17 protein-coding genes and 1 tRNA gene are annotated in these 16,059 nt (G+C 43.6%); all 18 read right to left on the bottom strand.

Annotation, left to right across the window (positions count from 1 at the left end):
* Nucleotides 1–21 precede the first annotated feature (21 nt).
* The 18 genes from REC12_RS02610 to selB all read right to left on the bottom strand — a co-directional run bounded on the left by REC12_RS02610 (nucleotide 22) and on the right by selB (nucleotide 16,000).
* On the bottom strand, nucleotides 22–372 hold the full coding sequence (locus REC12_RS02610; RefSeq protein ID WP_308892191.1) for a MazG-like family protein: 351 nt from the start codon (nucleotides 370–372) through the stop codon (nucleotides 22–24).
* Nucleotides 373–468: 96 nt separating this feature from the next.
* Complete coding sequence (gene rpsR / locus REC12_RS02605; RefSeq protein ID WP_014829502.1) at nucleotides 469–699, bottom strand: 30S ribosomal protein S18; 231 nt, start codon at nucleotides 697–699, stop codon at nucleotides 469–471.
* A gap of 19 nt (nucleotides 700–718) precedes the next feature.
* Entirely contained in the window at nucleotides 719–1,123 is a 405-nt protein-coding gene (locus tag REC12_RS02600) for a single-stranded DNA-binding protein (RefSeq protein WP_308892165.1), read from the bottom strand.
* Between the two features lie 17 nt (nucleotides 1,124–1,140).
* Nucleotides 1,141–1,428, bottom strand: a complete 288-nt coding sequence (gene rpsF / locus REC12_RS02595; RefSeq protein WP_308892163.1) for a 30S ribosomal protein S6 — start codon at nucleotides 1,426–1,428, stop codon at nucleotides 1,141–1,143.
* A 147-nt stretch (nucleotides 1,429–1,575) separates the two neighbouring features.
* On the bottom strand, nucleotides 1,576–2,676 hold the full coding sequence (ychF, locus tag REC12_RS02590) for a redox-regulated ATPase YchF (protein WP_308892161.1): 1,101 nt from the start codon (nucleotides 2,674–2,676) through the stop codon (nucleotides 1,576–1,578).
* 23 nt (nucleotides 2,677–2,699) lie between these two features.
* Complete coding sequence (locus tag REC12_RS02585) at nucleotides 2,700–2,897, bottom strand: DUF951 domain-containing protein (RefSeq protein ID WP_308892159.1); 198 nt, start codon at nucleotides 2,895–2,897, stop codon at nucleotides 2,700–2,702.
* A gap of 46 nt (nucleotides 2,898–2,943) precedes the next feature.
* The gene (locus REC12_RS02580) at nucleotides 2,944–3,855 is read right to left on the bottom strand and encodes a mechanosensitive ion channel family protein (RefSeq protein ID WP_308892158.1); all 912 of its coding nucleotides are present in this window, start codon (nucleotides 3,853–3,855) and stop codon (nucleotides 2,944–2,946) included.
* Between the two features lie 30 nt (nucleotides 3,856–3,885).
* Complete coding sequence (locus REC12_RS02575) at nucleotides 3,886–5,256, bottom strand: aminopeptidase (RefSeq protein ID WP_308892189.1); 1,371 nt, start codon at nucleotides 5,254–5,256, stop codon at nucleotides 3,886–3,888.
* Nucleotides 5,257–5,348: 92 nt separating this feature from the next.
* On the bottom strand, nucleotides 5,349–6,086 hold the full coding sequence (locus tag REC12_RS02570) for a CvpA family protein (RefSeq protein ID WP_308892157.1): 738 nt from the start codon (nucleotides 6,084–6,086) through the stop codon (nucleotides 5,349–5,351).
* A 318-nt stretch (nucleotides 6,087–6,404) separates the two neighbouring features.
* Nucleotides 6,405–6,502, bottom strand: a tRNA-Sec gene (locus tag REC12_RS02565).
* A gap of 545 nt (nucleotides 6,503–7,047) precedes the next feature.
* Nucleotides 7,048–7,671, bottom strand: a complete 624-nt coding sequence (locus tag REC12_RS02560) for a CBS domain-containing protein (protein WP_308892155.1) — start codon at nucleotides 7,669–7,671, stop codon at nucleotides 7,048–7,050.
* A gap of 113 nt (nucleotides 7,672–7,784) precedes the next feature.
* Entirely contained in the window at nucleotides 7,785–8,489 is a 705-nt protein-coding gene (locus REC12_RS02555) for an ABC transporter ATP-binding protein (RefSeq protein WP_308892153.1), read from the bottom strand.
* Nucleotides 8,489–9,256, bottom strand: a complete 768-nt coding sequence (locus tag REC12_RS02550; RefSeq protein WP_308892151.1) for an ABC transporter ATP-binding protein — start codon at nucleotides 9,254–9,256, stop codon at nucleotides 8,489–8,491. The genes REC12_RS02555 and REC12_RS02550 overlap by 1 nt, the downstream gene beginning before the upstream one ends.
* On the bottom strand, nucleotides 9,237–10,190 hold the full coding sequence (locus tag REC12_RS02545; protein ID WP_308892149.1) for a branched-chain amino acid ABC transporter permease: 954 nt from the start codon (nucleotides 10,188–10,190) through the stop codon (nucleotides 9,237–9,239). The genes REC12_RS02550 and REC12_RS02545 overlap by 20 nt, the downstream gene beginning before the upstream one ends.
* Nucleotides 10,191–10,200: 10 nt before the next feature.
* The gene (locus tag REC12_RS02540; protein WP_308892148.1) at nucleotides 10,201–11,094 is read right to left on the bottom strand and encodes a branched-chain amino acid ABC transporter permease; all 894 of its coding nucleotides are present in this window, start codon (nucleotides 11,092–11,094) and stop codon (nucleotides 10,201–10,203) included.
* Nucleotides 11,095–11,218: 124 nt separating this feature from the next.
* Nucleotides 11,219–12,385, bottom strand: coding sequence for an ABC transporter substrate-binding protein (locus tag REC12_RS02535; protein ID WP_374214158.1), 1,167 nt, complete (start codon nucleotides 12,383–12,385; stop codon nucleotides 11,219–11,221).
* A 275-nt stretch (nucleotides 12,386–12,660) separates the two neighbouring features.
* Nucleotides 12,661–13,782, bottom strand: coding sequence for an ABC transporter substrate-binding protein (locus REC12_RS02530; RefSeq protein WP_308892188.1), 1,122 nt, complete (start codon nucleotides 13,780–13,782; stop codon nucleotides 12,661–12,663).
* A 322-nt stretch (nucleotides 13,783–14,104) separates the two neighbouring features.
* Nucleotides 14,105–16,000: a selenocysteine-specific translation elongation factor gene (selB, locus tag REC12_RS02525; RefSeq protein ID WP_308892145.1), complete on the bottom strand. Its 1,896-nt coding sequence runs from the start codon at nucleotides 15,998–16,000 to the stop codon at nucleotides 14,105–14,107.
* Nucleotides 16,001–16,059: the final 59 nt, after the last annotated feature.

The raw sequence follows: 16,059 nt of genomic DNA, 5'->3' as shown, positions 1-16,059 counted from the left end.
TTCTCCGATTCTCCTATTAACTTAGTCCTCAGGGGCAAGATAACTTAAAAGTAAGCTAAAATCTCCCCACTGCTTTTCAAGATTCATCTCATCCGTATTTTTTAAGCTCTCAAGGCGTTGCAGCAAGACACGGTCAAGCCGGGAAAAATCAAAGCCTAATCGCCTGGCCATCAAATAGCTCATTCCCACCAGATCTGCCAATCCTTGAAGCATCTCAGTCTCAGAACCACTCAGCGTTCCGTGTTGGATCAGCCACTGGGCCTGAATTAAATTGACTTTGAGTTCATCAATAGCCCTTAAGCCTTTTACAACATCAACCTCAATATTTTCCAGGGCCGCTCCCTCCTCAAGCTGGATTTCTTCAAGATACAATTCGTGATAACCCAGTAAATTTCCTGCACTGTTTATGTATGAAAATACTCCCAAGAAAGTCTCAAAAATCAAAAAGGGAGCTCCCGCTCCCTTTTTCTACTCTACACTATACGGTAACAAGGCAATACTACGAGCACGTTTAATGGCCAAGGTTACTTGGCGCTGATGCATAGCGCAGTTCCCGGAGATTCGACGGGGTAATATTTTACCACGTTCCGTAATATACTTGCGTAGTTTATGTGTTTCTTTATAATCCATGGATTCAACTTTATCTACACAAAAGCTGCACACCCGTTTTCTGGGGCGACGTCCGCGTTCACGTTTCATACTAGGCTCCCCTCCTTGTTTAGAATGGGATATCATCATCCAGATTTACTTCATGTCCAAAGGAACGGGTTCCGCTTGGAGCGCCCATGTCCTGTCCTCCACTGTCTTTCGGACTAAGGAGATGAACATTATCTCCAATAACTTCGGTAACCCAGCGTTTTTGACCGTCTTGACCCGTATAGGAGCGGACTTGAATCCGACCATCTACGGCAGCCATTTTACCTTTCGCCAAATAATTTGCTGTAAATTCAGCGGTCTGCCGGTAAACAACGCAAGGTATAAAGTCGGTCTCCCGCTCGCCCTGAGCGTTTTTATAGTTGCGATCAATTGCTAAAGTAAAATTCGTTACGGCCACCCCAGTCGGGGTATAACGCAACTCGGGGTCTTTAGTTAACCGGCCAATCAAAACGACTCGATTCAACATCTATGCCCCACCGTCCTTTAGTCATCTTTTCTAACGGTTAAAAAACGAATGACATCGTCAGAAATTTTCATAACCCGTTCGATTTCCTGGGATATCTTCCCTTCAGCATCGAAGTTCATGAGAATGTATTGGCCTTCTTTGTAATCCTGGATTTCATAAGCTAAACGGCGCTTACCCCACTTTTCTACCGTGACGTTTTGGGCGCCATTGCTGGAGGCAACTCCACTGAAACGATCGACAAGTGCGGTCGTTGCTTCCTCATCCATATCCGGCCGGATAATATAAAGTATTTCATACGCTTTCATATTTGCACCTCCCCTCGGACTTAACGGCCCCGTTGAACGGAGCAGGGATATTTTGACTACCAGGTTAAGAGTATATCATTTTGTCCTTTAAAAAGCAACTATACTTGCCTAAATTATTAATTGAAGGCTAGCAAAACAGCAATTTTTTTAAACGTTAAAACGGAAATGAACAATATCCCCGTCGCGCATGATATAGTCTTTTCCTTCCAAACGCACCAGACCCTTGTCCCGAGCGCCATTTAAACCGTTATTGTCTACAAAGTCCCGATAGGAGACCACTTCGGCGCGAATAAAGCCACGTTCAAAGTCCGTATGAATTACACCTGCCGCCTGAGGTGCCTTTGTTCCCTGATAAATCGTCCAAGCTTTTACCTCTAACGGGCCTGCTGTAAAAAAGGTCATAAGTCCAAGAAGATGAAAAGAGACCCTGATTAGTTGATCCAGTCCTGACTCGCTTAACCCTAAATCTTGTAAAAAAACTTCCTTTTCCTCCGGCTCAAGCTCAGAAATTTCCGCCTCTATTTGAGCGCAGACAACGACAACCTCCGCTCCTTCTTGAGCAGCGATTCCTTTCACTTGCTGAACATAGGGATTATCCGCCGCCGTGGCCAACCCATCCTCTCGAACATTGGCTACGTAAAGCACAGGCTTCAAGGTCAGAAGCGAAAACCCTTTCAGTATTTCACGCTCTTCTTCCGTATAGGTTAGGGTACGCGCCCCTTTACCCTGGTTGAACACCTGCTTTAAGCGTTCCAGCAGCTCAACTTCCACGCGCGCCTTTTTATCTCCCATTTTCAACAATTTAGAGGAACGTTCCGAGCGTCTCTCAATGCTTTCCATATCCGCCAGAATCAGTTCCAAATCAATCGTTTCAATGTCCCGCTCCGGGTTAACAGAACCTTCAACATGGATTACGTTGGGATCTTCGAAACAGCGCACAACGTGTACAATGGCGTCAACCTCACGAATGTGAGATAAAAATTTATTTCCTAAGCCTTCACCTTTGCTGGCTCCCTTAACCAAACCGGCAATATCCACAAACTCCACCGTTGCGGGAACTATCTTTTTCGGATGAACCATATCGGCAAGTTTCTGTAACCTAAAATCCGGAACTTCTACCATACCCACATTGGGATCAATCGTGCAAAAGGGATAATTGGCCGCCTCTGCACCCGCTTGAGTAATTGCGTTAAACAAGGTCGATTTACCTACGTTCGGCAAACCGACAATTCCAGCATGTAATGTCATATTGACCTCCTCTTAATGGGTAGCTACTGATTTTCTTCAGCCCGCTGAAGAATCTCTTTAATATTGCGTTCAAGTTTGATACGGGGAATCCACGCCTGGTGTTGGCATCCTAAACACTGAATCCGAAAATCCATTCCGGTCCGCATAATTTTCCAATCGACACTTCCGCACGGATGTGGTTTTCGCAGCCGAACAATATCACCCACATTTAATTGAATCATAAATCACTCCCCCTAAGTCGAGGTTTGACAGTTGGCTATTCGGCGTTTAAGCCTTTGTCGGGGTTCCCGGCGGTCTTTGTTCTTCCTTGACAGAAGCCCTCATAGGATCGGAAATAATAACACTTGGGAATTGAGGAGGACGAATTCCTTCTTTTAAAAATGCACTGTGAATTCTGCGCCGTAATTCCCGTTCCAAGCTCCATTGCTGATCGGGCTTGGTAAAAGCAATCACCCGCAACACTACATTTCGTTCCCCGAATTGAGTGACCCCCTGAACGGTAGGGGCATCCAGAATCTGCTCTTTAAACTCGGCACTGACTTCCTCGCACACTGCATGCAGCACATCTATCACACGTTCCAGGTCTTCGTCATAGGGCAACTGAATTTCCACCTTAGCCAACATTTTGCCCCGGCTGAAATTAGTAACTGCCGTAATACTTCCATTGGGAATAATGTGCAATTCTCCGCCCCACGCTCTTATACGTGTTGTGCGAATTCCAGTTTCCTCAACAGTGCCCACAAACTCTCCCGTCTGCACATAGTCCCCTACGGCAAACTGGTTCTCAAATAAAATAAAGAAACCGGCAATCATATCTTTGACAAGGCTTTGGGCTCCAAAACCTAAGGCTACTCCTAAAACGCTTGCCGAGGCCAGCAAAGGACCCGTATCAAACTTAAAAAAAAGGTGCCTTAAAATTTGCAGAATAACAAAGAAAGTAACGAGATAAAAAGACATACTGCGCAGAAGAGAAAACAACGTGTTCGCTTTTCGCTCATCTAAAAGTTGCCTTCCTTTGCGCTCCACCAACATGCGGCGCAAAAGATAAACAAACAAGCTATAAGCCACTCGGGCAAGAATCAGCAATACAACAATATAAAGTAACGTATTTAAAGCAAATGATTTTAGATCCTGCCAATTGAAGTCACTGATATTTATGGGAAGCCATGAAATACTCATTGTTCAACTCGTCCTTTTCTGTACTACAATCTATACAGAACTTGTCAGGAATGCCCGATACCCCCGCATCAGCATAACAAAATCGGCGACTGAGGAAATCTCCCAGGGGGCATGCATGCTCAAAATTCCAACTCCGCAGTCCAACACCTCCATGCCATACACAGCCATATACTGAGCAATTGTCCCACCACCCCCCTGATCCACTTTGCCCAGCTCCGCCGTTTGCCAGGAGATTTTCTCCTTATCAAAACTTCGGCGTATTTCAGCCACAAATTCCGGGTTGGCGTCATTCGATGCTGCTTTCCCTTTAGATCCGGTGTATTTGCAGATCACTACCCCGCGTCCCAGGAAAGCGGCATTTCGTTTATCCATAACCTCCGCATAGTTCGGATCATAGCCGGGAGCGACATCCGCTGAAAGGGCTTTACTGTTTGCCATAGATCTTCGAACTGAAAGTCCGTTGTATGTGCCCGTTTGTAACGTAAGAAGCTCGGCAATAAAGTTTTCCAAATAACGGGCTTTCATGCCTGTATTGGAGTCGCTGCCAATCTCCTCTTTGTCGGCAAAGAGAACAACTGTCGTCCATTCTGGATACTCAATCTCCTCAATTGCCTTCCAGGCAGCAAAAGAGCAAATTCGGTCATCTTGACCATATCCTGCTATAAAGCTTTTATCTAAACCGGCAAAACGAGCCTTTCCTGCAGGTACGATTTCCAATTCCGCACTTACGAAATCGTCCTCTTCAACTCCGTACTTATCTTTGAGAATATGAAGAACCGCTTGCTTTACCCGCTCTTCTCCTTCCTCACCGGCAGGATCATGACCCAACAACAGGTTTAGTTCTTCACCGGTTATAGCCTCGCTCAATTTTTTTTGATTTTGATCTTTAGCCAGATGGGGAAGAAGATCATTGATTGTAAAGATAGGATCTTCTTCATCTTCTCCGATGGTAATCTCGACCTTCTCTCCATCTCTTAAAAAGATCACACCGTGAAGAGCAAGAGGCAACGCAGTCCATTGGTATTTTTTAATTCCCCCGTAATAATGAGTTTTAAAAAAAGCAAGTCCTTCCTCCTCGTAAAGCGGACGCTGCTTAACATCAAGCCTGGGCACATCAATATGAGCGGCAATTAAGCGAAATCCCTCATCTAGGGGGCGCTTACCGGCAATGGCCAGAAGACCTGCCTTGCCGCGCACCGCTAAACTAATTTTTTGCCCGCCGGAAAATGACCGAGCTTCCGCAAGGGGAATAAATCCCGCCTTAGCTGCCCATTGTTCCAAGATCCTCCAAGACTTCCTTTCTGTTTTTCCCTCGCTGAGAAACGTTAAATAATCCAGCAGTGTTTGGTGTTCTTTATCTGACAAGGATAGTCCATCCCAGGCCAACTTTTTCTTTGGCATACTCACGGCAAAATCTCCTTTTTCCTTCTTGAATTTTTATGATCCCTCCAAAATATATCCTAAGTTTTCTTCTTCCTTCATGGATTTATGTATTAAAACCAGGTCCCCTTATCTTTTATTAGAGGATCGAGTAGTTTCTCACTAAGCTGGGCTGAAAAAGCCTGATCCATAGCATTAAAAATTTTCACCAAATAGGGAAAACCCGTTGAATTATGCAGGAGAGTCACAAAACCCCCGCTCATCCCCAACTGAGAGAGGGGAGAAAGTAGTCCTGCCAAGACCGCTAAACCAATTAACGCGCTTATCCCTCCAAAAAACAAGCCTCCTCCCCGGTTAATAGAGCTGCCCCAATGACCAAAAGGCCGCAGCAAAAGGGATACGATAAATTGAATCAGTACTACAATACCGTAAAACACCAAACCAAAGGCAACCAGGCCGAGAATGCGCTCGGTTAATACCCCGGCTAAACGCTGAGTAAGCTGTTCAATACTTTGAGATAGTCCATTTCCGGTAATGTTTACTGAAGCAAAAATACTTCTCCATTCTTCAGGTAAAGCCCCAAGAATATTTCCTAAAACTTGTTGCTGTAAGGTCGAGGCCTTAGATTGAACCAAGGGAAGAATTATTCTATAGACAATAGGTTCCAGCCATTGCTGAAGGGGGAAGTACTGTTCCAGCCAATGAAGAGCATTCGAATATTCCCTTGAGGCAATCAAGAAACCTATTAAATTACTTAAAAAATTCACGATACTAGTTAGGAGCCCTCTTCGATATCCGCTTAGAGCTCCAAACAAAATGAACCCTAGTATTAGTACATCAATTAGATTCATACAATCCCCCCTTTTGGTACTAGAAAATACCCACTTCGTTTGCTCATTTCCTGCCGGCACAAGTTCAACAAAGCAGCCACTTGAGCCCGACTGAGCCCAAGACTTTTCCGCTATGCCAACCTGCGCGAAAACAGTATCTTTGGACGTCAGCAAGGTTCTTTTATACGGCTCCGAAAATAAAATTTTGCTTCACACAAAATCGAATAAGTTTAACCTGAACTTATTCGATTTCTCTACCGAGAAATCCTCCTCTATCAGCATCGAAGATCTCTATACGTCAAAAAGACAGCTTCTCGCTGCCTTGTCTACGCTCGAAAGTGGCGGGGATGCGTGCGAATCGAACACACCTCGGAACGTTCTGCGTCCCGACACGCGGATTTGAAGTCCGGGAGCAGCACCAGCCACCATCCATCCCCATTCTATCGTCAGATATTTTAACACATTCGCACTGAATATGGAAGTAAATCATTTTTTTAATCCTATTGCCATTCTGTCAAATAAAATTTTTTCTAATTCCCGCAAGTATATAAGCACAGCTATGTGTATATACTAAATCTAACAACTTTTTATCATCTAAAATATTAATAATGAGAACATTAAATTAGAAAGGAGTCACAGATGGATCACTCTAAAATATTCTTCTCTGCTTTAAGTAACGATCAAGTCCAAGATTTAAGAGAATTGGAAAACAAACTTAATTCCTCCAATTCGGGCGGGCAGGAAACTGTTCTAATAGCTTATGTAAATCCCAAATGATAGCAGCGTTTTCTTGACCATGTATTATTTAAGCTGCCATCCGGATCTAAGTCAATGATAAACGGACATATTGAAACGAAAACTTAATATGTCCGTTTATCATTGACTTAGAATAAGCACCTCAAAAATTCAGGAAATCACTAATTATAACCGAAAGACAGTTAACGTGGGAAATAGAAGAAACCCTTCTACTTCCCACGTTTTTTCAACGAATAATGTAACCTTTTTCTTCTAAGGAAGCTTTAACCTCATCTAACTGCTCACCTTGCAGCCGAGCCAATAACTGAACTTTATTTTCCCGCAAATGGTAAAAGGCAAAACTCGCCACATTGGTATCAAATTTCTTAAATATTGTACCAATGTCCAACAAGATACCTTTCTCGTCTTTTCGTTCAATAACAACGCGTTTACCGGGGCTGCGGGAGCCCATAATATCTAAGAAAGCGTCTAAGATATCATAGCCCGTGATAATACCTACAAGTTTGTTATCTTCAAGTACAGGTAACCCGCCAATTTTGTGCTCCCGCATTAACAATGCGGCGTCTTCAATTCCCATGTCCGGATGGCAAGTGATAACTTTTTTAATGGCAACTTCTCGAATGGGGGTTTTAGCTACAAGATAATTGAGCTCAAAAATACTCAACGTTGTTGCTGGTGATGGCGAAACTTCCCGGAGATCCCCATCAGTCACAAACCCTACCAGTTTTTCTTTCTCCAAAACCGGCAGCCGATCAACCTTTTTCTCACGCATTAGGGCCATAGCATCTGCAATGGATTCCTCCGGAGACACCGTGAAAACTTGGGTTGTCATAAATTGGCGAACATACATTTTTCCTTACCCCTTTCTACTTAAACGTTCTATAAAGTAAAAACTTGGTTCGTTTCCGAATATCTATTCGCCACCTGCAAGTTCTACTTCCAGTCTAGTATAAGGAATATGCATTACCCTCCTAAATAGGCCTTGCGAATTTCTTCGCTGGCTGCTAACTCCTTCGCATCTCCTGAAAGAACAATCTTACCTGTCTCCAGCACATAAGCCCGATTGGCTACAGAAAGAGCCATGTGAGCGTTTTGTTCCACAAGCAAAATAGTAGTGCCGCTTTCATTAATTTCTTTAATAATTGAGAAGATCTGCTTAACCAAAATCGGCGCCAGCCCCATTGAGGGTTCATCAAGCAAAAGAAGTTGAGGCTTGGACATCAGAGCCCGTCCCATTGCCAACATTTGTTGTTCTCCACCTGATAAAGTTCCCGAAACTTGACTGCTCCGCTCTTTAAGACGTGGAAATAATTGATACACACGTTCAAGATCTTGTTTTATCCCTGCTTTATCCTTGCGCAAATAAGATCCCATTTCTAAGTTTTCAATAACGGTCATATTAGCAAAAACATGCCTGCCTTCCGGAACTTGAGAAATCCCTTTGGCCACAATGTTTTGCGGAGCAACGACAGCCAAATTTGCCTCATTAAAAGTAATTTTTCCCGATTTCGGGCGCAGTAATCCGGAGATTGTTTTAAGGCTTGTGCTTTTCCCTGCACCATTTGAACCAATTAGAGTGACTATTTCCCCCTGATCAACACGGAAGGAGATCCCTTTGAGGGCATGAATGGCACCGTAATAAACATTAATATCTTCTAGTACCAGCATCAGACAACCTCCTCCCCTAAATAAGCCTCGATAACTTTAGGATTTTGCTTGATTTCATCCGGAACGCCGTGAGCAATGATCATACCGTAATCCAAAACATAGATACGCTCACAAACGCCCATAACCAAAGACATATCGTGCTCAATAAGGAGAATGGTCAGTTTGAATTTATCTCTTATCCAGCGAATAAGGTTCATAAGTTCTTGGGTTTCCTGGGGATTCATACCTGCGGCAGGCTCATCAAGCAATAAAAGCTTAGGCTCAGTAGCCAAGGCCCGAGCAATCTCTAAACGGCGCTGTTCACCGTAGGGCAAATTTTTCGCTGTTTCATTGGCCTTATTTTCAAGATGAAAAATTTTAAGCAGTTCCAGAGCATTGCGCTGCATCGTCTTTTCTCCCGAATAAAAGCTGGGCAAACGCAGCAAAGCACTCAGTGTCGTGTAGGCTGAACGTTGATGATAGGCAATTTTTACATTGTCAATAACACTCAGATCGCTAAAAAGGCGGATGTTCTGGAAGGTTCGGGCTATGCCGCGGGAAGTCACCTGGTAGGGTTTAAGTCCACATATACTTTTGCCCTCAAATAATATATCCCCTTCAGATTTATCATAAACCCCTGTAAGAAGATTAAAAACTGTTGTTTTTCCCGCACCATTTGGTCCAATGAGACCAATTAATTCTCCCTCATCAATCTTAATATTTAATTCGGAAACTGCTTTTAAGCCTCCGAATGACTTAGAGAGATTCTCAATACTTAGAAGAGGCATTTTTCTCACCCTTCTTTCCCAGGAAGCTTAAGCTGAATTCCTTTGTTCCCAATAATCCTGTCGGTCTGAAAATCATCATGATGATCAATAATACTGCGGTGATTACAAGCCGCCATTCCGGGAAGCTAGACAGCAGGGCAGAAACCAAGGTCATAACTATGGCGCCGACAATACCACCTGTAATGCTACCTAATCCACCTAATACCACCATAACCAGAATATCAAAGGACTTTAAAAATTGAAAGGTCATGGGCTGAATAATATACATATAATTCGCGTAAATCCCACCGGCCAGACCGGCAAAAAAGGCTCCCAGCGTAAAGGCCATTACCTTATATTTTGTCGTGTTGACACCCATTGACTCCGCCGCAATCTCATTTTCACGAACTGAGATACAAGCTCGACCATGAGTGGAATTGACAAAGTTTTTTATTAAAATGACACTTAAGGCCATTAAGCCAAAGGCCCATGTCCAGGTAATTTTGCTTGGAAGGGTAAATCCTGCGGCTCCTCCCACATATTCTGTGTTCAAGAATATAATTCTTACAATCTCGCCAAAGCCCAAGGTGGCAATGGCCAAATAATCTCCATTGAGACGAAGCGTGGGCAAGCCGACCACAATACCGGCTGCGGCAGCCACAAGCGCCCCGGCTAGGAGGCCTAAAATCAAGGGGCCATGGTGAATGGCCGTTACGATCGCCGAAATATACGCTCCCACCGCCATAAATCCGGCGTGACCAATTGAAAATTGCCCTGTAATCCCGTTAATTAAATTTAGACTTGTTGAAAGAATAATGTAAATACAAATGAGGATTAATGTCAGCTTATAGAAAGGAGGCAGTATATCAACCACGATCAGTCCTTGAATAATACCATATATAAGACCAATCGCCACAAGTGCCACTATATTTTTGCGGTTGAACAGGTTGCTCATTTATTCTCACCTACACTTTCTCACGTACATTTTTACCAAATAATCCGCTTGGTTTAACAATGAGTACAAGAATCAAGATGAGAAAGGCAACGGCATCCCGCCAAGTCGAAGCTCCAAAGCCACTCACGATCGATTCAACTAAACCTAACATTAGGCCGCCGACCATAGCTCCGGGAATAATTCCAATTCCGCCTAATACTGCGGCTACAAAAGCCTTTAATCCTGGGATAATACCCATCAGCGGATCAATGGTATTAAAGTACACACCCAGCAGCACGCCGGCCGCTGCCGCTAGAGCAGAGCCAATAGCAAAGGTAAACGAGATAATGTTATTTGTATTAATGCCCATTAATAACGCGGCATCTTTATCAAAAGAAACAGCCCTCATTGCTTTCCCCATTTTTGTATATTGAACGGTAAAATGAAGAAGAGCCATAAGGACTACAGCGGTGACGATCATGACAATATCTCCGTATTTGAACATCACTCCGCCCACGTTATAGATTGTTTCCGGAAAAACTGGAGGATAGGTGCGAACTTGTGCGGTCACAACCAGCATACCGCCATATTCCAGAAATAGTGAAACACCGATAGCCGTAATCAAAGCCGCTATCCGCGTTGCGTTACGTAAAGGTTTATAAGCAATCCTTTCTATAACTACTCCCAGAATTGCACAGGATATCATTGCAAACAGCAGAGCAGGCAAGAACGATAAGTGCAGGACCGTGGTAGCATACCAACCCGCATAGGCTCCCACCATCATTACATCGCCATGGGCAAAATTAATCAGCTTAACAATACCGTAGACCATGGTGTATCCTAAGGCAATTAACGCATAAATGCTTCCTAAGGACAGCCCGTTGACAATTTGTTGAAATACTTGTAATGCAATACTACTTCCCATATACTCACTCCCTTTTATGCATAACCTTTCCAATTAGAAGAGAGAGGGTGAATCTTTTCCCTCCCTCTCCGCTTATGGGATGGTTTTAACCATTTTTGGTAGCTCTGCTACTCATTATCGTCTCTTAGGGAGCGACACGCGTCAAGAAAACAGATTTGCCATCTTTGTTTTCTTTGATAACGGCACTCTTCAGTGGATTATGAGTTTTGGGATCGATGGTAATCTCACCGCCGACTCCGTTAAAACCTTTCATATTTTCCAAAGCAGTACGGATTTTCTCTGGGTCGGTACTCTTGGCATCTTCGATTGCTTTAATAAGCAGGTTGGCAGCATCATAACCCAAAGCTGCCATAGCATTAGGTTCGCTGTTAAATTTCGCTTTGTAATCCTTAACAAAGGTAGCCATTCCCGGATCGTCCGTTGCTACATGGTCAACATAGTAAGTATTGTTCAAAGCGTCGTTGCCGCCGATATTGAAGAGCTGAGGATCATCCCAGCCATCTCCACCCATGAACGGCATTTTCATGCCTAACTCACGTGCTTGCTTGACGATTAGGCCAACTTCTTGATAATAGCCCGGCACCCATACCATATCGGGATTTTCGGCTTTGATGCGAGTTAAGATTGGTCGGAAATCTTTGTCACTGCCCGCAACATATTGCTCAGTGCCAACGATTTGTCCATTCCCTTTTTGGAAGTTCGTCTTAAAAGCGTCGGCTAAGCCTTTGGAATAATCACTTTTCTGGTCAATAATTATAGCAGCCGCTTTAGCCTTCAAATTGTTAATCGCAAAATTCGCCGCAACCTGACCCTGGAATGGGTCAATGAAACAGGCTCGGAAAATCCATGGACGAACCTGATTAGTTGCTGGATCCACTGTAAGCTTAGAGTTAGTCCCACTCGGTGAAATCATCGGGATCTTGTTATCCGTTACAACAGGTACAGCCGCAAGCGTAACTGAGCTTGTCATTGATCCTATGACGGCAACAACCTTATCTTGAGTAACAAGCTTGGTAACTGCCGAAGTTGATTCCCCGGCATCTGATTTATTGTCCGCCGCATCTAAAACTATTTGTCTGCCTAAAACTCCACCTTTGGCATTTTGCTGTTCGAATGCTAAATTAATGGCATTCTGTGCTGCTTGACCAAACATGGCCGTTCCGCCAGTCAGCTCTAAGTTGCCCCCTACCTTAATCGGTGTATTGGAATCACCCGATCCACCTGAGGCAGTTTTCTGAGCCGTACCGCATCCTGCAACCAACGATAAGCTTAATAACGCCACAAATCCCATTGAAAATACCTTGTGAAATTTTCTCACTTTTTCTCCTCCTTAATTATAAATTCTAAATATTGTGTCTTTTTAAGTATTGGTCCACCTCCAAGTCTTTTATTAAAAGCCCCAGTCCAAGCTTAAACCTTAGTGACTGGGGCTTCTCCGCCTTATTCATATTGGATAACTTCTAAAAAAAGTTAGCTAAGCTCTGTATGCTAATTTTATCTTTTGTATAAGATTTAGTCAAGGCCCAATCTGTTATAAGTCATATTTCACTTACTGAAAATTTCGAATTATGGATTAACGTGTGTTAACAACGTCTTTTTCCCATCCACCATCTTGATAATGACTGCGCTTTTCACGGGATTGTGAGTTTTAGGATCTACAGTAATAACCCCGGTGACCCCACTGAAATCTTTTGTATTCTCTAAAGCTTGTCTGATTTTTTCTGCATCGGTACTTCCGGCTGTTTTAATAGCCGAAATCAGCATTTCCGCCGCGTCATACCCCAAAGCTGCCAAAGCGTCGGGCTCTGTATTATACTTCGCTTTATAAGCCTCTACAAAAGGTTTTGTGGCAGGGTCTTCCGCCCACATATGATTTACGAAATAAGTATTATTAAGGTTTGCCGCTCCTGCCAGCTCGGGCAATTGCGCCGAATCCCAGCCGTCTCCTCCAACAAAAGGCACCGTTATGCCAAGCTCCCGGCCTTGTTTGACAATTAAACCTACTTCATTGTAATAACCGGGAACGAAGACAACCTCCGGATTACTTGCTTTAATTCTTGTCAATGTTGACTTGAAATCTTTGTCTCCGCCAACATAATTCTCTGTATCCGTAATCGTTCCGCCGCTATCTTTAATGTCTTTGCTGAATTCAGCTGCCAGGCCTTTAGAATAATCATCTTTTTGATCGATAAATACAGCCGCATTTTTTACTTTAAGAGTATTTAAAACAAAATTGGCAGCTACTTTCCCTTGGAAAGGATCTAAGAAGCAGCTTCTAAATACCCATGAATTTAAGGACCCATCTTTGTTAACTGTGACTTCTGAATTAGTTGCGGTCGGTGTAATAAGCGGAATTTTGTTATCCATCGCAACAGGAACCGCTGCTTTGGTATTTGAGCTTGTTACAGCACCAAGTACCGCTACAACTTTGTCCTGGGTAATTAGTTTAGTGATTGCCGATGTTGACTCACCGGCCTCTGATTTATTGTCAGCGGTGACAAATTGCAGCTGTCTGCCAAGAACGCCGCCTTTCTGATTTTGATCTGCAAAAGCCAAATTAACTGAGTTCAAAACAGATTGTCCATATGTCGCCACACCACCTGATAATTCCAGATCCCCGCCAATTTTAATGTCTCCGGTATCTTTCGCGGTCCCTGCGCTGCCACAGCCAGAGACCATCCCCAACATGATCACTGCTATACCTAGTAGTACTTTAGCTTTTTTCACTCTTATTCCTCCAATTATTTCTCTAGTTTTCTAATTCCTATGACTCCCTATTAAATTACGTTGCAGCTTATAGATTCCGGATTCCAAATTTTACATTCAGATCCCTATATCACTCCTCTGACTAGAAATTATTGCCTACCCCGGAAAAAAACCTGGCAGCAATGCCAGGATATCCCGCACAACAGTTATACTACAGATTGCAAATTAATTTAGCGTCTATACTAGATTATTTTATATCTGTTACACCATTGTGTCAATTATGAAATTCTGTTTCAGGACAATATTAGTACAGTTTTCTCTTGTCTCCGATGCGCTTAGTTATCTTTAGAGAATCAAAATACTCCAGCAGCGGTACGGCATACTTTCTGGAAGTTCCCCATAACTCGCGGGCTTCTGAGACTCCAATTTCTTCATGGGACTTAAGAAAATCCAACAAATTTTTTTGGGCGTCTTCTATATCTTTTCGCTGATAATAGTAATGTTCGATATGAAGCCATTCTCCCGTCTCGCATAAGTATTGAGCGTACTCCGAAGCCTCAATTTTGGGAATTCCTAAAGATTCCGCAACACTGAAAAAATCAAAAGGAGTAAGTTTTGCGTCTTGCCATTTCTTTCTTAAATCGTCCAGACGCTTTGCTATCACGAGAGGCAGATCTGCATTTACATTTGTTCGGACTTTACTGCCGCTCACCCGGTAATAATTCTTTATGGCCCCTTGTTCAAGAACTGTTTGCCAACGATGGTTCGGCCATTGTACACCAAGGCGGGTTTTCAGCTCTTCTCTGCTCATGCCAAGACGCAGGGGGTTTGATTCCTCGTATGCTTTTACAATATCGACCAATTTAGCACGCCATTTTTGGGCTGCTTCGCTGCTCCAATAAAGTTTTGTCTCATCGGCCGGTAAAATTTCCACTCTTTGCTGCTCTTCCAACGAACCTAAGCGTTTATCTAATTCATCCCTGTTGACCTGCAAACGGGTAAGCAATTCAGAGCTATTTCTTGGTTCTGCAATCTCTTTTTCCAGCAGATCAAGCGGGTCCCCTAAGTCTTTGATTTTCATCTGCTCTATCACACTTTGTTTAAACCTTTTTTGTTTAAGGGATGCTACCCCCAGTACTTTTCCTCCCCCAATTGTTTGAGTAGGAGAGTAGAACCTCAGAACAAAACGATCTCCGGACGCTGCCAGCACGGGTTCTTCAAGCAGTATTTGAGCAAAGCCTTCTTGCCCCGGAGCAAGCTCTTCCTGATCTAATAAATGAACTCTGCCTAAAACCTCAGTTGTACCCAAATGAAAGCGCACCCGTTGTCTTTGCGTAATAGGTCTCTCCGCAGAGGCAAGATTGAGCAAATTCAGGTCAAGTATTTTGCCTACCTGAAATACCCTGGGAGATACCAGCACGGAGCCTCGCTCAACTTCCGCAACTTCCAAACCTGCAAGATTTACGGCCACCCTCTGTCCCGCACTTGCCGTTTTCATTTTTTGATTATGTACTTGCAAAGACCTTACTTTTGTCAAAATCATTCCCGGCTCGATAGCTAACTCTTGACCGAGACTTACCGTCCCGCTTTGCAAGGTTCCCGTCACCACGGTACCAAACCCCTGAACGCTGAAAACCCGATCTATAGGCATACGTACCGGCCCTTCTGAAGTCTTACTTTCTACTTCCGCAAGCAAGGCTTCAATTTCCCTGCGCAAGGCGTCTATTCCATCTCCCTTAAGTGCGGAAACCCGGCATATCGGCGCGTTTTGAAAGACAGTTTTCTTTAATTTATCCCGAACATCTTCTTCCATGAGATCAAGCCATTCCTCATCTACGAGATCTGTTTTATTTAAGACTACGATTCCGCGTGGAATCCCCAGCAGCGTCAGAATTTCTAAGTGTTCTTTTGTCTGGGGCATAATTCCCTCGTCGGCTGCTATTACTAGCAGGACAATATCCATGCCGCTGGCTCCGGCCATCATTTGACGTACAAACTTTTCATGTCCCGGTACATCGACAATACCAACTTTTCTTCCACTCGGCAGAACCATATGGGCAAATCCCAATTCAATGGAAATCCCTCGTTGCTTTTCTTCAAGCAAACGGTCCGTTTCAATACCGGAGAGTGCCCGAATTAACTCAGTTTTACCGTGATCAACATGTCCTGCAGTCCCAATTAAATAATTCCTATCAGCCATTTCTGTTCCCCTTATTTTTATTTATTAACTAAAATTATTAGCTAAATGATTAGCTAAAT

It is taken from the genome of Candidatus Desulfosporosinus nitrosoreducens, from assembly GCF_030954495.1.
Taxonomy (GTDB): domain Bacteria; phylum Bacillota; class Desulfitobacteriia; order Desulfitobacteriales; family Desulfitobacteriaceae; genus Desulfosporosinus; species Desulfosporosinus nitrosoreducens.
The sequence above is the reverse complement of the archived record's forward strand: the minus strand, read 5'-3'. Positions and strand labels throughout refer to the sequence as shown.

Excerpts from the sequence above, each read along its gene's own strand:
- rpsR (WP_014829502.1), bottom strand. The coding sequence starts at position 699 with ATGAAACGTGAACGCGGACGTCGCCCCAGAAAACGGGTGTGCAGCTTT.
- REC12_RS02600 (WP_308892165.1), bottom strand. The coding sequence starts at position 1,123 with ATGTTGAATCGAGTCGTTTTGATTGGCCGGTTAACTAAAGACCCCGAG.
- rpsF (WP_308892163.1), bottom strand. The coding sequence starts at position 1,428 with ATGAAAGCGTATGAAATACTTTATATTATCCGGCCGGATATGGATGAG.
- ychF (WP_308892161.1), bottom strand. The coding sequence starts at position 2,676 with ATGACATTACATGCTGGAATTGTCGGTTTGCCGAACGTAGGTAAATCG.
- REC12_RS02585 (WP_308892159.1), bottom strand. The coding sequence starts at position 2,897 with ATGATTCAATTAAATGTGGGTGATATTGTTCGGCTGCGAAAACCACAT.
- REC12_RS02580 (WP_308892158.1), bottom strand. The coding sequence starts at position 3,855 with ATGAGTATTTCATGGCTTCCCATAAATATCAGTGACTTCAATTGGCAG.
- REC12_RS02575 (WP_308892189.1), bottom strand. The coding sequence starts at position 5,256 with ATGCCAAAGAAAAAGTTGGCCTGGGATGGACTATCCTTGTCAGATAAA.
- REC12_RS02570 (WP_308892157.1), bottom strand. The coding sequence starts at position 6,086 with ATGAATCTAATTGATGTACTAATACTAGGGTTCATTTTGTTTGGAGCT.
- REC12_RS02560 (WP_308892155.1), bottom strand. The coding sequence starts at position 7,671 with ATGTATGTTCGCCAATTTATGACAACCCAAGTTTTCACGGTGTCTCCG.
- REC12_RS02555 (WP_308892153.1), bottom strand. The coding sequence starts at position 8,489 with ATGCTGGTACTAGAAGATATTAATGTTTATTACGGTGCCATTCATGCC.
- REC12_RS02550 (WP_308892151.1), bottom strand. The coding sequence starts at position 9,256 with ATGCCTCTTCTAAGTATTGAGAATCTCTCTAAGTCATTCGGAGGCTTA.
- REC12_RS02545 (WP_308892149.1), bottom strand. The coding sequence starts at position 10,190 with ATGAGCAACCTGTTCAACCGCAAAAATATAGTGGCACTTGTGGCGATT.
- REC12_RS02540 (WP_308892148.1), bottom strand. The coding sequence starts at position 11,094 with ATGGGAAGTAGTATTGCATTACAAGTATTTCAACAAATTGTCAACGGG.
- REC12_RS02535 (WP_374214158.1), bottom strand. The coding sequence starts at position 12,385 with ATGGGATTTGTGGCGTTATTAAGCTTATCGTTGGTTGCAGGATGCGGT.
- REC12_RS02530 (WP_308892188.1), bottom strand. The coding sequence starts at position 13,782 with ATGTTGGGGATGGTCTCTGGCTGTGGCAGCGCAGGGACCGCGAAAGAT.
- selB (WP_308892145.1), bottom strand. The coding sequence starts at position 16,000 with ATGGCTGATAGGAATTATTTAATTGGGACTGCAGGACATGTTGATCAC.